Here is a 16,063-nt window from a genome sequence, read left to right as displayed (position 1 = left end):
GACTCCTGGGTTCAAAACGTCGCTTGCAGGTTGAAGTGCAGGCGCGATTCCTGTTTCGAGGTGTTCGGCCCTTCGAGCAGCGGATAGCCCCAGTCGAGGCTGCCGGACAGCCATTTGCTCAGGCTCGCGCGGGTGCCGAGGCCGACGCTGGCGAGGCTGTAATCGGCTTCCTGATCGGGCAGTTCGTCGCGCAGGTACAACTGCGCGCCTTCGGCGAAGGCATAGAAGCGCCACTCCTGGACATAGCTGCCGAGAAACTTGGCCAGCGACGGAGTGCGCAGCTCCTGGGACAGCAAGTAGCCGTCGTCCCCGGTGCGCTCGGCAGCCAGATAGCCGCGTACCGAGGTGGCGCCGCCGGCGGAGAATTGTTCGTTGGAAACCAGCGGCCCGGAGGCCAGTTGGAAAGCGGCCTTGGAGGCGGTTTGCCAATCATTGGCGAAGGTGAAGGTGTAATTACCGTCGCCCTTGAGCACGGCGAAGGAGGGGCTGGCGCGATAGCGCTTGTAGTCGAATTCTTCGTCGGTGCTGCCATAGCCCAGAAGGCTACGCGTACCCGCCACCAGGCTCAGGCCGAGGCCCAACTGGCTGTTTTCGGTGTAGCGAAAGCCGTTGTAGGCAAAGGTGAATGGCGCGTACTTGAGCGGTGCCTTGTCGCTGGCACCGCCGAGGTTGAGCTCCTCGTCGAAATCCTTGAAGTCCACCCCGACCGAAAAACTGTTGGCCCATGCCCCGCTGGACGGCAGGCTGTAGATCGCCGACACCCCGTAGGAATGCCCTTTGCCCAACACGTTGCTGCCGCCGACGGTCGCCACGTTGCTGTCGGATTGGTAACCCGAGAACTGCACGCTCCAGCGTTCGCTCAGCGGCGCGGTGTAGGAACCCGACCAGACCTTGGCGTTTTCGGTGTCCTGGGGGGCGGTAAAGAAAGTCAGCGAAACGCTGTGGCCCAATTGCCAGAGGTTGTTGTAGCCCAGGCTCGCGACCGTACGCAGTTTTTCGGTGTCGGCGCTGTAGTCGTTGTTCAGCCCCAGGCTGGCTTGCCAGGGGTTCTGGTCTTCGACCTGCAAATCGACGTCCATGGTTCCGGGGCGCTGGCCTTCGCGTACCAGCGGCATGACCTGGCGCCCCGGGGTCTTGTTCAACTGCGCCAGTTCCGCCTGGACCTGGGCGAAATCCGGTACCTCGCCTTCCTTGAGCGCCGGCACGTCGTCACGAATTTCCACGGGCGAATAGTGCTTGGCCCCCACCACGCGCACCCGACCGACCTTGGTTTCGCTGACTTGCAGGTAGACGATGCCGTCTTCGACCTTCTGCTCCGGCAACTCGACGAACACCGATTGGTAACCGCGCGCCTGATAGGCCTTTTGCAGCGCTTCCCGGGCGCCTTCGATGTCGCTCAAGGCCCTTTGCGGGCCGAGGAACGGATACACCGCTTCTTCGATGGCCCGGGCATCAAGCACGGTGTTGCCACGCACGAAATACTCGTTCACGTCCACCAGGCGAACCGGCGCCGCTTCGGCCCCCTGCCCTCCTTCTGCGGCGAATGCCGACGGCCCCCCGGCCGCCAACAGCAGCCAGCCCCACAGCGCCGGCCGCGATTTGAAGAAATGCTCCACACCACCCCCTGAATTCAAAGTACGGCTCAATTGCTAGCGGTCGATGTCGTGGCATGCCGGGCCAGCCAGGTATGCAGCAGCGCGAAATTCAAGGAGAACTCCGGCATTTGCAGCAAGGCGCCACAGAACACTTCACCAATGATTTTCTGGATGAGCCGCACCGCCCGCGCGTCGCCCAGCAGCGTGGCGAGGTCTTTGCTCAGGACGTTGAAGCTCCAGACCTTCTGGTTCAGGTCCAGGCCGACGAACCAGCGGAACAGCAGGTTGTAGTTGAGTTGTTCGTAGAGTTGCTGCTCGCTGGGCACGGAATAGAGCAGTTGCAGCAGGAGGATGTGCATGGCGGTTTGCGGCGCGATCAGCATCTGGGCGCTGGCGTTGAGGCCTTGCAGCACCTCGCGATGCTCATCCAGCAGGTCATCGATCTGCGGCCGCAGCAACACCAGTGAATGGCCCTGCGGAATGTAGCTGGACACTTCCTTGAGCGCGCCCTGCCAGTCATCCTGGGAAACGATCCAGACCCACGGCGCGCCGTAGCGATACACCGAGACCGGCTGCTTGCGCGCCGCCTCGACGATCTTCGACAGCCGCTGGTCAAGCTCCTGCATGCCCACTTTCGAATAACGTTCCATAGTCCCCATCGCCTCACTCCCGGCTTCGCGCCCCGGCTCCAAACGACCTGAAAGGTCCCCTCGAACACGTCACACAGGCATGACGGGAATGGCGATGTGCTACCGAACTTTTGTCATGAAAGCTTCATTTGGAAGGGTATGGAGCGTGAGGTTTGGTGGGAGCGAGCCTGCTCGCGATCACGATGGCGTTGGGTCAGTTGGCGGGATGTTGAATGGGCTACCGTCTTCGCGAGCAGGCTCGCTCCCACAGGGATTCTCGGGTGTTTTCAGATCTGATGCTCGCCTCAGGCGTTCTGTGGGAGCAGGCTTGCTCGCGAAAGCGGTGGGTCAGTTGGAGGGGATGTTGAATGGGCTGCCGTCTTCGCGAGCAAGCCCGCACAGTGGGTGTCGGTATACGCCCGAGCGGCTTGTGATGGGAGCAAAAAAAACGCCGCTCAATGAGCGGCGTTCTTGTACCTCACCAGACAGTGTCCGGTTTACAGCGCCATGTCAGCCGCTGGATTGGCTTCGCGGGCAGCAGCCGGCTTGGCCGGTGCCGCAGGGGTCCCTGGCTTGCCGATCGCTGGCGGCGGATCCAGTTGCAGGACCTCGCTGGTGTAGGCCCATTCCTGGGCAACACGCTCAGGGCTATCGTTGAGCTTGGTGCCGTAGCTCGGCACGATCTGGCGCAGTTTTTCCTGCCAGGCCGGGCTGGCGACCTTGTCCTTGAAGACCTTCTCAAGCACGGTCAGCATGATCGGCGCAGCGGTCGAGGCGCCTGGCGAAGCACCCAGCAGGCCGGCGATGCTGCCGTCCTGGGAAGCGACCACTTCGGTACCGAGTTTCAGCACGCCGCCCTTCTCTTCGTCACGCTTGATGATCTGCACGCGCTGGCCAGCCTGCCACAGGCGCCAGTCTTCCTGCTTGGCTTCCGGGAAGTATTCCTTCAAGGCGGCGAAACGGTCTTCATCCGACAGCATCAGCTGGCCGGCCAGGTACTCGACCAGTGGGTACTGTTCGATACCGACTTTGGTCATCGGCCATACGTTGTGGGTGGTGGTGCTGGTCAGCAGGTCGAAGTACGAACCGTTCTTCAGGAACTTGGTGGAGAACGTTGCGAACGGGCCAAACAGGATCACGCGCTTGCCGTCCAGCACTCGGGTGTCCAGGTGTGGAACCGACATCGGCGGTGCGCCGACCGAAGCCTTGCCGTACGCCTTGGCCAGGTGCAACTGGGCAACGGTCGGATTTTCGGTGACCAGGAACGAACCACCCACCGGGAAACCTGCGTATTCACGCGCTTCCGGGATGTCGGACTTCTGCAGCAGATGCAAGGCACCGCCGCCAGCGCCAATGAACACGAACTTGGCGTCGGTCTCGGTTTCGGTACCGTCTTTCAGGTTCTTGTAGGAAACGCGCCAGGTGCCGTCTTCGTTGCGGGTGATGTCTTCCACTTCGCTGGACAGCTTGAGGGAGAAGTTCGGCTTGGTTTGCAGATAAGCTGCGAATTGACGCGTGATTTCGCCGAAATTCACGTCGGTGCCCAGTGGACTCCAGGTGGCCGCGACTTTCTGGCTCGGGTCACGCCCTTGCATCATCAGCGGAACCCACTTGCTGATCTGCTCGCGATCTTCGGAGTACTGCATGCCGGCGAACAACGGGCTGGCCTGGAGGGCTTCGTAGCGCTTCTTCAGGAACGCGATGTTCTCGTCGCCCCACAGGAAACTCATGTGTGGCGTGGAGTTGATGAACGAACGCGGGTTCTTCAACACACCGTTCTTGACCTGCCAGGACCAGAACTGACGGGAGATCTGGAAGGCTTCGTTGATTTCGATGGCCTTGGAGATATCGACCTTGCCGTTCTTGTCTTCCGGCGTGTAGTTCAGCTCGGCCAGCGCGGAGTGACCGGTACCGGCATTGTTCCAGCCGTTGGAGCTCTCTTCGGCAACACCGTCCAGGCGCTCGACCATTTCCATGGTCCAGCCCGGCTCCAGCTCATTGAGCCAGACGCCGAGTGTCGAGCTCATGATGCCCCCACCAATGAGCAAGACATCCACTTTTTTTGGCTCGGCGGCGTGCGTGGTCGCAAGACCCATCGCCATCGCCAGGCCCAGTAGCGCCGTGTGTGTTTTCTTCAACATGTGTGTATCCCTAGGATGAACGCCATTCCGTCCACCTGCCCTGGTCAAGGATAGACCTCATCGGCCACCGGCAACGCCAGCAGGATGGGTATCGAGACGGACTGGAGGATGGACCTACAGGGCCGAGCGATACGTCGGCCTCTCGTTTATGTCTCTCCGGCGCTGACTTCTTGTAGGTCTTGGCTTCAGCTGGGGTGAGGGACGCTGCGAACGGTGTTGATCGGGCCTGGCGTGGCCGTGCCCGATTGTCGCAGCGGGGGGCAGTTTACATAAGGAAATAAACAGACCGAAGCGTCTTTTTACATTCATGGCAAAAACGCCGACCAAATGACGGCATTTTAATGGCCCTGATCGGCACCGTTCGCGCGTCCAGAGCCCCTGTGGGTCAAAGATACTTGAGGATCGCGATATCACGCCGCCGTTGCTTGAACCCGGCGAACCAACGGGTCGGAAAAAACAGCACGACACCCAGTAACACACTCCACAACCACACCATGGGTAAATCATCGAACCCGAAATAAGTACCCTGGTTGGTGCCCCAGATGGCAACTGCGATCAGGTACAGGGCCTTGAGCACGTAAAGGTGCAGCAGGTAAAAGAACATCGGTGCGCCGCCATAGATCGCCAACAGCGCAATAACACCCCGCTCCTGGGCTTTTTCAAAGAGAGCCAGCAACATCAGCCCTATTCCCAGGGTCGGCATCAGGAATATCAGCGACGGCGGATACTTCGTCGCGCTCATGAAGCTCATGAAGGTGCGCAGCGCGTCGCCGGTCTGGACCCAGGGTTTATCGCCGTATACGTTCAGGTAACGGATGAGCACAAAGGCCAGCAGCAGGCCCAGGCCCGTCTTGAACAACCGCCGCAGGCGCACGGCGGGTTCAACGTCCTTGCCAAACCACGGCCCGATGGCCCAGCCCAGCAGGATCACGCCAATCCACGGCAGCACCGGATACGTGGTGCGGGCCCGGGTGAACTCGGTGATATCGATGAACGCCCGTTGATGAAGAATCGACCACGGCACGAAAAACGGAGAGTCTGGCCCCAGCACCACACCGTCCAACAGATTGTGCCCGGCGACGATGGCAACGCCGAGGACGATCAGCCAACTGCGCTTGAGGTGCAGCAAGGCGGCCAGGACGATCATGCAGATGCCAATGCACCAGATCACTTGCAGCCACAGGGTCTTGGGCGGGAACTCGGCGTTCCAGGCGAAACACACGAAGGTCAATTCCAGGAAGACCAGGAACAAGCCACGCTTGAGCAGGAACAACGAGGTCTGGCCGGCGGTATGTTTCTGGCTGTAGAGCCAGGCCGACAAACCGGTGAGGAAAATGAAGACCGGGGCACAGAGCGTACTGAGCAGACGGGTGAAATACAGGTCCGGGGTCACGCTGAGCGCATCGATGGGGTCGGTGACCTGACGATGCAGCAGGAATGTCTCGCGAACGTGATCCACCAGCATCAGCAACATGACGAAACCGCGCAGGGCATCGATGGCAAGCATGCGCACATGGGTCTTGGCGGCGCTGGTTACAAGTAAAGGCGCGATGACGCCGGACGGGCTCGTCATGCTTGAAGGTAGGCTCATGGCATTACTCGGATGGAAGGTCGTTGGTCCGTGCAAGGCGAGGAATGAGAATCCCTGCCAAACGAAAGCGGATAACATAACATGAAACTACTATCGCGAGCAGGCTCGCTCCCACAAGGATTTGTGGTAGTTGCGATTTCGGTGCTCTTTAAGAGGGCCGCTACCCGAGCATCTGGCTCAACACCGCCCGCAACTTGCCAGGCTTGACCGGTTTGTTGAGCAGCGGCGCACCCAGTTTGCGCAGGGCGCGGCGGCATTGGTCGCTGCGGTCGGCGGTGATGATCACTGCGGGGATCGCCTGCTGGAAATGCTCGCGCAGGTGTTTGACCACTTCACAGCCCACGACCCCATGATCCAGGTGGAAATCCGCCAGGATCAACTCCGGCGCGCGTTCTTGTAGCACGTCGAGGGCGCCCGCTTCGTCGGTGGCGGTCAACACTTCGCAGCCCCACTGCCCCAACAGCGCAGCCATGCTTTGCAAAATGCTCAATTCGTTGTCGATTACCAACAAACGCCGCCCTGGCAGCGGGTTGCCGGCAACCGCCTGTACGGGGAGCAGCGACACGGGCAGGGGCTTTTCGCTGGACAGCGGCACCTCGATGCTGAACACCGAACCACGTCCCGGCCGAGAGCGTACCTGGACCCGATAGCCGAGGATGTGGGCGATGCGTTCGACAATCGCCAGCCCCAGGCCCACGCCTTTGCGGTCCGCCGCCCGGCCGACGTCGAGCTGGTTGAATTCAAGGAAAATCGACTCCAGGCAATCGGCAGCGATGCCACGCCCGGTATCCCAGACTTCAATGCTCAATTGCCCTCCCCGGCGCCGGGCCGCCAGGAGAATACCGCCCTGATCGGTATAGCGGCAGGCATTGCTCAGCAGGTTGCGCAGGATACGGCTGATCAAGCGCAAATCGGTCAGCACCGCTTCGTCGCCAAACCGCGCCCGCAGGTCCAACCCGGCGGCGCCGGCCACCGATTGAAACTCTGAAACCAGCGGACCCAGCAACTCATCCAGCCGATACGGCGCCAGGTCGGGCTTGACGGCGGCTTGATCCAGCCGAGAGATGTCCAGCAGGTCGGTGAGCAGGTCTTCAGCCCCTTCGAGCGCCTGGTGGGTCCGTTCCACCAGCACATGCTCGGCGGTAGGCAACTGGCGTTCGCGCAACGTGGCGATCAGCAGGCGGGCCGCGTTGAGTGGCTGCAACAGATCATGACTGGCGGCGGCCAGGTATTTGTCCTTGCTGCGATTGGCGGCCTGGGCGGCGTCCCGGGCATCGCGCAACTGCTGTTCGATCAACTCGCGCTGGGCGATCTGCTGCTGCAGGTTGTGGTTGGCCTCCAGCAACGCATCGGTGCGCTCGGCCACTCGCTGCTCCAGCTGATCATTGAGCTGTTGCAGGTGTTGCCGGGCCTGTTCCAGCTCATCGAGGCGCGCCGCCAGTTCCGGGTAGTGACTCTTGCGCGTTGAATGGTTGCCCAGCCCCAGCAGCCCGGCCAGGGCTTTTTGCTGCTCGTCAGAGGGCTTCGCCATAGACGACCTCGACATCCCGCTGGCTCGACTCCCGAGGATTGGTAAGGATGCACGGGTCATCCATCGCATGTTGCGACAGGAACGGAATGTCCGAGGTGCTCACGCCATGCAGGCCCAGGGTCTCGTGAAAGCCGATGGTGTGCTTGAGGGCAATCAGGTGCTCCACCAACCGGGTGCGGATCTGCCGGTGGTTGAGCCCTCGGCAATCGATGCCCAGCGTCTCGGCAATCACCTTGAAACGGTCCGGCGCCGAGTTGTAGTTGAACGCCACTACATGCTCCACCAGGACCGCGTTGCACAAGCCATGGGGTAAATCGAGGAAACCGCCCAGGCTATGGGACATCGCGTGAACTGCACCGAGAATCGCGTTGGAGAACGCCAACCCGGCCTGCATGCTGCCCAACATGATCTTTTCCCGCAGGGCGATGTCCGCCGGGTTGGCGATCATTTGCACCAGGTTGCCGTTGATCAGGCGCATCGCTTCCAGCGCATGGGGGTCGGTCAGCGGGCCGTGGCCGGTGGACACGAAGGCCTCGATGGCATGTACCAAGGCGTCGATGCCGGTACAGGCGGACAGGAACGGGTCCATGCTCAGGGTGGTTTCCGGGTCGATCAGCGATACATCCGGTACCGCCGCCTTGCTGACGATGGAAAACTTCATTCGTTCTTGCTGGTTGGAAATGATCACGAACTGCGACACGTCAGCCGACGTCCCCGCCGTGGTGGGAATAAGGATCAGCGGCGGACTGGGTACATGCAGGGTATCGACGCCTTCGAACTCAAGAATGTTGCGGCCATGGGCAACGACGATGCCGATGCCTTTACCGCAATCCATCGGGCTGCCACCACCCACCGCGACGATGACATCGCAATGGTTTTCCCGGTAAAGGTCGGCACCGAGCATCACTTCCTCGACCCGCGGATTGGGCGAGACCGCGCTGTAGACACAGTAATCGATGCCTTGGGCCTGGAGACTGGCTTCGACGTCAGCCACCCAACCGGCGGCGATGACCCCGGGATCGGTGACGATCAGCACCTTGCGTGCACCGAAGGTCTTGGCGTAATTGCCGACATTGTGCCGACAACCGGCACCGAACATGATTTCAGGGGAAACGAACTTGCGCAGCGGGCTGAGGCTCATTTTTTCAGGTACGTGGCTCATCGGTAAGCCTGTTGTTATTGTCTGGGAATACCTTGAGCCTAAAGCATCCCGCTGTGAATGCAATCAGACCAATGGGTAGCCCGGCCTGAACGCTCCAGGCCGGGCCGGCACTCATCGGTTGGCGAAGTACATCGTCACTTCAAAGCCAATACGCAGGTCGGTGTACGCGGGTTTAGTCCACATGGGTCTTTCCTCTTCTTGTACCGGGCGATTCCGGCAAGTCATTAATGCACGCCACGCCTGGGGCTCGAATGCTACTTTCGAAGCGGTGGGTGGGGTGCGTTGGTATCAATTCAGGGGCATACATATTCAAATGTGGGGCCTGCTGTGGGAGCAAAGCTTGCTCGCGATGAATCGCCCTCGGCCTGATCGGCTGACCGAGTCGTCTGTATCGCGGGCAAGCCTTGCTCCCACAGCAGGCTCGCTCCCACAGGGGGTGCAGTGTTGCTGGGTTAGAAGAACCCCAACGGATTGATGTCGTAGCTCACCAGCAGGTTCTTGGTCTGCTGGTAGTGGTCGAGCATCATCTTGTGCGTCTCACGACCCACGCCGGACTTCTTGTAGCCACCGAACGCGGCGTGCGCCGGGTACAGGTGGTAGCAGTTGGTCCAGACGCGACCGGCCTTGATCGCCCGGCCCATGCGGTAGGCGCGGTTGATGTCGCGGGTCCACAGGCCAGCGCCGAGGCCGAACTCGGTGTCGTTGGCGATGGCCAGGGCTTCGGCTTCGTCCTTGAAGGTGGTCACACCCACCACCGGGCCGAAGATCTCCTCCTGGAACACACGCATCTTGTTATGCCCCTTGAGCAGGGTCGGCTGGATGTAATAGCCACTCGACAAGTCGCCCTCCAGATGCTCGGCCGCACCGCCGGTCAGCAGTTCGGCGCCCTCTTCCCGGGCGATTTCCAGGTAGGAGAGGATCTTGTCGTATTGCTGCTGGGAAGCCTGGGCACCGACCATGGTCTCGGTATCCAGTGGGTTGCCGCGCTTGATCTTGGCGATTTTCTTCATCACCTCGGCCATGAACGGCACATAGATCGACTCCTGCACCAGGGCGCGGGATGGGCAGGTGCAGACTTCGCCCTGGTTGAAGAACGCCAGCACCAGGCCTTCGGCGGCTTTTTCGATGAAGGCTGGCTCGGCCTGCATGATGTCTTCGAAGAAGATGTTCGGCGACTTGCCGCCCAGCTCCACGGTGGACGGGATGATGTTCTCGGCGGCGCATTTCATGATGTGCGAGCCGACTGGAGTGGAGCCGGTAAAGGCGATCTTGGCGATGCGCTTGCTGGTGGCCAGGGCTTCACCGGCTTCACGGCCGAAACCATGGACGATGTTCAACACACCGGGAGGCAGCAGGTCGGCGATCAGTTCGATGAAGACCGTGATCGACAGCGGCGTCTGCTCCGCCGGCTTGAGCACGATGCAGTTACCGGCGGCCAGGGCCGGGGCGAGTTTCCAGGCGGCCATCAGCAGCGGAAAGTTCCACGGGATGATCTGCCCGACCACACCCAGCGGCTCATGGAAATGATAGGCCGTGGTCAGTTCGTTGATCTCGGCGGCCCCGCCCTCTTGGGCGCGAATGCAGCCGGCGAAGTAACGGAAATGGTCAGCCGACAGCGGTACGTCGGCATTGAGGGTTTCGCGCACGGCCTTGCCGTTGTCCCAGGTCTCGCTGATGGCGAGGACTTCCAGGTGCTGCTCGATACGGTCGGCGATTTTCAGCAGCACCAGGGAACGGTCCTGCACCGAGGTCTTGCCCCAGGCGTCGGCTGCGGCGTGGGCGGCATCCAGGGCCTTGTCGATGTCGGCGGCGCTGGAGCGTGGGAACTCGGCGATGACTTCGCCGTTGACCGGGGACGTGTTGGTGAAGTACTCGCCATTGACCGGCGCGACGAATTCGCCGCCGATGAAATTGCCATAACGCGGTTTGAAGGAAACGACGGCGCCTGGGGTTCCGGGTTGTGCGTAGATCATGATGGGCCTCTGCCTGGTCGATGCCTGTCACGGGACAGGCGATAGGCCGATGGTAGAGAGCCCCGCCAGCCGGACGAATGCGTCGTTGGCAGGGGGGACTCTCGTTATTTGGTCGTAGGTTTCAAGCATTGGGACGAGGTTTTTTGGTGAAACGACGCATCGCCCCTGTGGGAGCAAGGCTTGCCCGCGATGAAGGCGATGCGGTCTCTCAGGTAACCGAGGCGACTGCATCGCGAGCAAGCTTTGCTCCCACAGAGCAGTCGCCACAAGGGCTGCACCCGCCCCAGATTCAGCTCAGCGCTTGGCCACCAAGTCCTTTGGCAACTTGAAGGTCCAAAGCATGCCGCCCTGGTTGAAGTCCTTCACGCGCTTGGCCACTTCGCCGCCCCACAACGGCACCGCGCCGCCCCAGCCAGAGACCACGGAGACGTATTGCTCGCCGTCCATTTCCCAGGTGATGGGCGAGCCGAGCACGCCGGAACCAGTCTGGAATTCCCAGACCTTTTCCCCGGTCTTGGCGTTGAACGCTTGCAGGAAGCCTTCAGGCGTACCGGTGAACACCAGGTTGCCCTTGGTGGTCAGCACCCCGCCCCACAGCGGCGCGAAGTTCTTGTGGCGCCAGACTTCCTTGCCGGTCTTGGGGTCGATGGCCCGCAGCACGCCGATGTAATCTTCGTTCAGCGGCTTGATGGTGAAACCGGCGCCAAGGAACGCCGCGCCTTTCTTGTAGGCGATGCCTTCGTTCCAGATGTCCATGCCCCACTCGTTGGATGGCACATAGAACAACCCGGTGTCCTGGTTATAGGCCATCGGCATCCAGTTTTTCGCGCCGAGGAAGGCCGGTGCCACGAATACCGAGCTGCCCTTCGCCTCGCTGCCCGGCGCGCCCGGACGGCTGGCCTCGTTGTAGATCGGCCGACCGTCCTTGTCCAGGCCAGTGGCCCAGGTGATCTTGTCGACAAACGGGAAGCCACGGATGAACTTGCCGTTGGTGCGGTCGAGCACGTAGAAGAAGCCGTTACGGTCGGCGGTGGCCGCTGCCTTGATGTCCTTGCCACCGTCCTTGTAGTTGAACGAGATCAGTTCGTTGACGCCGTCATAGTCCCAGCCGTCATGAGGCGTGCTTTGGAAGTGCCACTTGATGGTGCCGTCGTCCGGGTTCAGGGCCAGGCGCGACGAGGAATAGAGGTTGTCACCAGGACGCAGGTGGGAGTTCCACGGTGCCGGGTTACCGGTGCCGAACAGCAGCAGGTTGGTTTCCGGGTCATAGTAACCGCCCAGCCAAGGCGCGGCACCGCCGGTTTTCCAGAGATCGCCCGGCCAGGTCTTGCCGGCCTCGCCGCCGGAAATACCGTTCTCGACCGCCTTGCCGTCCTTGTAGACATAGCCCATGTGGCCTTCCACGGTTGGACGGGTCCAGAGCAGTTCGCCATTTTTCGGATCATAGGCGCTGATCTGGCCTACCACGCCGAACTCGCCACCGGCCACGCCCGTGATCAGCTTGCCGTTGACGATCAACGGCGCGGCGCTGATGGAGTAGCCTTCCTTGTGGTCGGCCACTTTCTTGCTCCACACCACTTTGCCGGTGTCCTTGTTCAGGGCCACCAGCTTGGCGTCGAGAGTGCCGAAGAACACCAGGTCGCCATACAGCGCCACGCCACGGTTGATCACGTCGCAGCAAGGGCGGATGTCATCGGGCAGGCGCGCATCGTACTGCCACAGTTTCTTGCCGGTGCGCGCGTCCACCGCGAATACCCGCGAGTAAGAACCGGTGAGGTACATCACCCCGTCCTTGATCATCGGCTGGGCTTGCTGGCCACGCTGCTTTTCGCCGCCGAAGGAGAACGCCCAGACCGGGCGCAGGTCCTTGACGTTATTGACATTGAGGGTATCGAGCGGGCTGTAGCGCTGGCCCTGGACACCCAGGCCGTTGGTCACGACCTGTTGCGGGTTTTTCGGGTCCTGGAGAATTTCCTGATCGGTCACGGCTGCAAGGGCCGAACCGGACAGCAGCATGGCACTGAGCAGCAGGCTCACGGCGAAGGGTTGGCGACGTGCGGGATGACTCATGACGGCTACCTCTGCGGTTATTGTTATACCCGGGAATTTTTCCCGGTCTGCCACAGATTCTTGGGCTCGGGGCCGCTGCCAACAATTGCCCGCTGTGTTGAGTTTTCTAGTTCCTTGGTACATGTGGAGGAGCAGCGCCCCCCCCCCGTGGCGAGGAGCTTGCTCCCGCTGGAGCGCAGCGGCCCTGAAAATAGCCCAGTCAATATTGATGGCCAGAGTGACTGATAACAGGGCTGCTGCGCAGCCCAGCGGGAGCAAGCTCCCTCGCCACGGGACAGCCTGAATCATTCGGGTTGGGTGTCCACCCGCTTCATCCCCGCCCGCTCGTAACGTGGATAGAGATGACTGACGCTGCGAATCAACTCATAACGACTCAGGCTGATCCCGGCAAAGCGCTCAGGAATGGGGCTGCGGATCATCTCGGCCATGTCGTCGCCCCGGGCCGCGCCGTCGCGCATCAGTTGGTCGAGCCAGCCCAGGTAGTCGCGCATCTGCAAGAAAGGCCGGGCATCGGTCGCGACCGGGCCGTGGCCGGGCACGATCTGCTTCCAGGGCAAGGCCTGCAAGGTGTCCAGATCCCTGAGCCAGACTTCGAGTCCCGGACTGTTGGGAGTGGTCAAAGCGCGTTCGTAGAACACCAGGTCGCCGGCGAACAGCACGCCAGTGGTTTCGTCGAAGATCGCCAGGTCGGCCCCGGTGTGCCCGGCCAGTTGCAGCAGTCGCAAGGTATGGTTACCCGCCTTCAACACACCGGGCTCCAGCACCTGGGTTGGCAACACCACCTCGGTGCCGCGCATCCAGTCGCCCACCAGCCGGTACATGTTTTCCGCCAGCGCATCGCCCTGTTGCCGCAGCAGGTCCGTGGTGCCCGCCAAAGCCCCGATGGGCGCGTCACTGAAAGCCTGATTGCCCAGTACATGGTCGGGGTGATGATGAGTCAGCAAGACCTGGATGATTGGCTTATCGGTGGTCGTGGCAATGGCCTGGCGCAGCGCCTCGCCGTAGCGCTTCGACGGCCCGGTGTCGATCACCACCACGCCGGTATCGGTGACGATGAACGCGGTGTTGACGATGTTACCGCCGTTGGCCTTGGCAAAATTCTCGGTGCTGCCTTCCAGCAGCCAGGTGCCTTCGGCGATCTGCCGAGGCTTGAGCGAATAGTCTGTTCCGGCCCACGTCGGTAGACACAGACTCAGGAAGATCAGCAACAACCAGCGCATGGCGCGCTCCTTGTAGTCAGGGAATCGCCGCTTCGAACGCATTGCCGCTGTTATCGTGCAGCAACAGGCGGGTCTGCCCGGGGCCTTGGATGTCGAAACCCAGGTTGGGGTTTTCGCTGACTGCCGGGAACAACTCCAGGCGCGCCAGGACCTGGCCGTCGGCGTCCAGCAGTTGCGCCTGGTTGAGGAAGAATTCCGGGATGCCGCTCACCAGGCCGTTATCCATCGGATGGGCCACCTGCAGGCGCAGGCGGCTCGACTCGCCCCGGGGATAGCGGGCCCCCAGCACCTCGCCCAAATGCTCCTCCCAACCCGGTTGGGTGCGCACTACGCTGGGTGCGGTGCAGCCACCACCGGCGGCATCGATCAGGGTCGAACCGACGTGCCACAGGCCATCGCGGGTCTGCACCGCCGCGCGCAGCGGGGTGGCTTGTTCGATACGAATGCGGATCGACAGCCAGGGCAGCACCCGCGCTCCGGGTTGGAAGTCGACGATTTTCGGCAACGGGTTCAGCTCGGCCCAGGCCAACACTCGTACGACGTCGCCGGTAAAGGCCCGGGCATCGATTTCCAGTGGAACCTGGCGAGCGTCTTCGGCAAAGGGTGGTGCCAGCAGCCGCACCCGGTCGTCGAACACGAACGGCGCGTCGCCCAACAGTTGCTTGTGATAAAAGGCCCACATCACCGACGGCACCGGATCCTTGCCTGGCTCGACAGCCGCCCACGCGATCATCGGCAGACTGCACCACAGCAGGCACCACACGAGCCATTTCATCCCTGCGCTCCTATTGGTACATCTCGGGCACGTCGTAACGCAGGCCGTAATGGGCATAGACCGTCTTGACGCTGCCGTCGCGGATCAAGCCTTCCAGCGCCTCTTCCACCGCATAGGCCAACTGACGGTTGCTTTCGTGCACCGCCATGCCGATTTCCCAGCGTTGCTTGCCCATGTTCGGATAGGCATTTTCCGCCAGCGCCAGTTGCGGATCGGCCGCCTCGTGCACCTGCCAGTCGATTTCCCCACGCATGGCCATGACGGCGTCCACCTCCCCGGCCTGCATGGCCTTGAAGGCCTGGCTGACACCGGGATAATGGTGGGTCTTGGCGCTGAGCATGCCGTTGAACACTGACGTCAGGTAGAACGACGGCACGCTGTCGACTTCAACGCCAATGGGGTGTTGCTGGAACACCGCGACGCTGCCCACCGAATCCAGTCGGCGGCGGTCATATGCCACCTGCCAGCACTCTTGCTGATAAGGCCCGAACATCACCACCTGGGCATTTTCCAGCTCACCGATGTCGTTGCGCCTTTGCACGTAGTCGTGATCGTAGGGCACACGCATCATCAAGTCGGCCAATTGCCGATCGTGCAGTGGGCTGCTGCGCCAGATGTAATCACGCAGGTCGTCGTCGAGCTTTTCGCCAGGCGGTGCCCAGATCAATTGCAAGCGCACGCCAAGCGCCTTGGCCAAGGCCTGGGCCAGCTCCACGTCCACGCCCCTGGGTTGGCCGTGGTCTTCGAAACTGTAGGGCGCGAAGTCCTTGTAGACCGCCACCTTCAACTCCCCGGCGGCGATCATCTGGTCGTAACTGCGCACCTGCGCCTGCACCGCTTGGCCACACAAGAGCAAGCTGCACATTACCCACGCGAACAGGCGCATGGCGATCACTCCTCGACGTGCACGCTGTCGAGATAGGTGCGCACCGCCCACAAGGCTTCCTGACTCAGGTAGTCGGCCATTTTCGGCATGTAGACCCGGCCGTCGCGCACCGCGCCGTGGCGGACGCGCTCGACAAACCACTCATCGCCGGCTTCGGCGGCGTCGAGCATGCGCAGGTCCGGGGCGATCCCGCCGGACTTGGCCTCCAGGCCATGGCAGGCCGCGCAGTTCTGGTTGTAGGCCGAGGCGCCGATTTCCACGGCTTTGTCACGCTCGGGGGAGTTGCGATACGGGTTCTGGGAAGCCCACCCATCAGCGTCCAACGGCAAGTTGGCGTCCTTGATCGGGGTCAGCCCCTTGGTTTCCACTGCCTGGGGCACTACGTTGCCATGGGCCCATGCGGAGCCTGCGCCGATCAGCCCCATCAGCAGTGCGGTAGCGATGATGGCGTTGCGTTTAGTTGTCATTGTTATGCCCTCTGGATTGCACG

13 protein-coding genes are annotated in these 16,063 nt (G+C 61.7%); all 13 read right to left on the bottom strand.

The features are described 5' to 3' along the window. Nucleotides 1-11 precede the first annotated feature (11 nt). The 13 genes from GN234_RS02150 to pedF all read right to left on the bottom strand — a co-directional run bounded on the left by GN234_RS02150 (nt 12) and on the right by pedF (nt 16,040). Nucleotides 12-1,574: a ShlB/FhaC/HecB family hemolysin secretion/activation protein gene (locus GN234_RS02150; protein WP_411828799.1), complete on the bottom strand. Its 1,563-nt coding sequence runs from the start codon at nt 1,572-1,574 to the stop codon at nt 12-14. 68 nt (nt 1,575-1,642) lie between these two features. After that, nucleotides 1,643-2,245 (bottom strand): transposase, encoded by a 603-nt coding sequence (locus GN234_RS30270; RefSeq protein WP_116832535.1) that lies wholly within the window; start codon nt 2,243-2,245, stop codon nt 1,643-1,645. 476 nt (nt 2,246-2,721) lie between these two features. Next, nucleotides 2,722-4,365 carry a malate dehydrogenase (quinone) gene (gene mqo / locus GN234_RS02140; RefSeq protein WP_109754237.1) on the bottom strand — a complete coding sequence of 548 codons (1,644 nt, stop codon included), beginning with the start codon at nt 4,363-4,365 and terminating at the stop codon, nt 2,722-2,724. 385 nt (nt 4,366-4,750) lie between these two features. Then, entirely contained in the window at nt 4,751-5,956 is a 1,206-nt protein-coding gene (locus GN234_RS02135; protein WP_176687747.1) for a DUF1624 domain-containing protein, read from the bottom strand. Between the two features lie 160 nt (nt 5,957-6,116). Next, a complete protein-coding gene (locus GN234_RS02130) occupies nt 6,117-7,487 on the bottom strand; it encodes a hybrid sensor histidine kinase/response regulator (RefSeq protein WP_109754239.1) in 1,371 nt (456 codons plus the stop codon). Further along, nucleotides 7,471-8,628, bottom strand: a complete 1,158-nt coding sequence (ercA, locus tag GN234_RS02125; protein WP_109754282.1) for an alcohol dehydrogenase-like regulatory protein ErcA — start codon at nt 8,626-8,628, stop codon at nt 7,471-7,473. Before ercA ends, GN234_RS02130 begins: the two co-directional genes overlap by 17 nt. A 132-nt stretch (nt 8,629-8,760) precedes the next feature. Next, nucleotides 8,761-8,832 (bottom strand): pyrroloquinoline quinone precursor peptide PqqA, encoded by a 72-nt coding sequence (gene pqqA / locus GN234_RS02120; RefSeq protein WP_003243383.1) that lies wholly within the window; start codon nt 8,830-8,832, stop codon nt 8,761-8,763. Nucleotides 8,833-9,101: 269 nt separating this feature from the next. Continuing rightward, the gene (exaC, locus tag GN234_RS02115; RefSeq protein WP_176687746.1) at nt 9,102-10,622 is read right to left on the bottom strand and encodes an acetaldehyde dehydrogenase ExaC; all 1,521 of its coding nucleotides are present in this window, start codon (nt 10,620-10,622) and stop codon (nt 9,102-9,104) included. A 294-nt stretch (nt 10,623-10,916) separates the two neighbouring features. Further along, the gene (locus GN234_RS02110; RefSeq protein WP_109754241.1) at nt 10,917-12,692 is read right to left on the bottom strand and encodes a PQQ-dependent methanol/ethanol family dehydrogenase; all 1,776 of its coding nucleotides are present in this window, start codon (nt 12,690-12,692) and stop codon (nt 10,917-10,919) included. A 284-nt stretch (nt 12,693-12,976) separates the two neighbouring features. Next, nucleotides 12,977-13,912, bottom strand: a complete 936-nt coding sequence (locus GN234_RS02105; RefSeq protein ID WP_116832539.1) for a quinoprotein relay system zinc metallohydrolase 1 — start codon at nt 13,910-13,912, stop codon at nt 12,977-12,979. Between the two features lie 16 nt (nt 13,913-13,928). Then, nucleotides 13,929-14,687 (bottom strand): quinoprotein dehydrogenase-associated SoxYZ-like carrier, encoded by a 759-nt coding sequence (locus tag GN234_RS02100; RefSeq protein ID WP_116832540.1) that lies wholly within the window; start codon nt 14,685-14,687, stop codon nt 13,929-13,931. Between the two features lie 10 nt (nt 14,688-14,697). After that, entirely contained in the window at nt 14,698-15,573 is an 876-nt protein-coding gene (locus tag GN234_RS02095) for a substrate-binding periplasmic protein (protein ID WP_176687745.1), read from the bottom strand. Between the two features lie 5 nt (nt 15,574-15,578). Then, the gene (gene pedF / locus GN234_RS02090; protein WP_109754245.1) at nt 15,579-16,040 is read right to left on the bottom strand and encodes a cytochrome c-550 PedF; all 462 of its coding nucleotides are present in this window, start codon (nt 16,038-16,040) and stop codon (nt 15,579-15,581) included. Nucleotides 16,041-16,063 lie beyond the last annotated feature (23 nt).

The sequence above is a fragment of the Pseudomonas bijieensis genome, assembly GCF_013347965.1.
GTDB classification, from domain to species: Bacteria; Pseudomonadota; Gammaproteobacteria; order Pseudomonadales; family Pseudomonadaceae; genus Aquipseudomonas; species Aquipseudomonas bijieensis.
The sequence above is the reverse complement of the archived record's forward strand: the minus strand, read 5'-3'. Positions and strand labels throughout refer to the sequence as shown.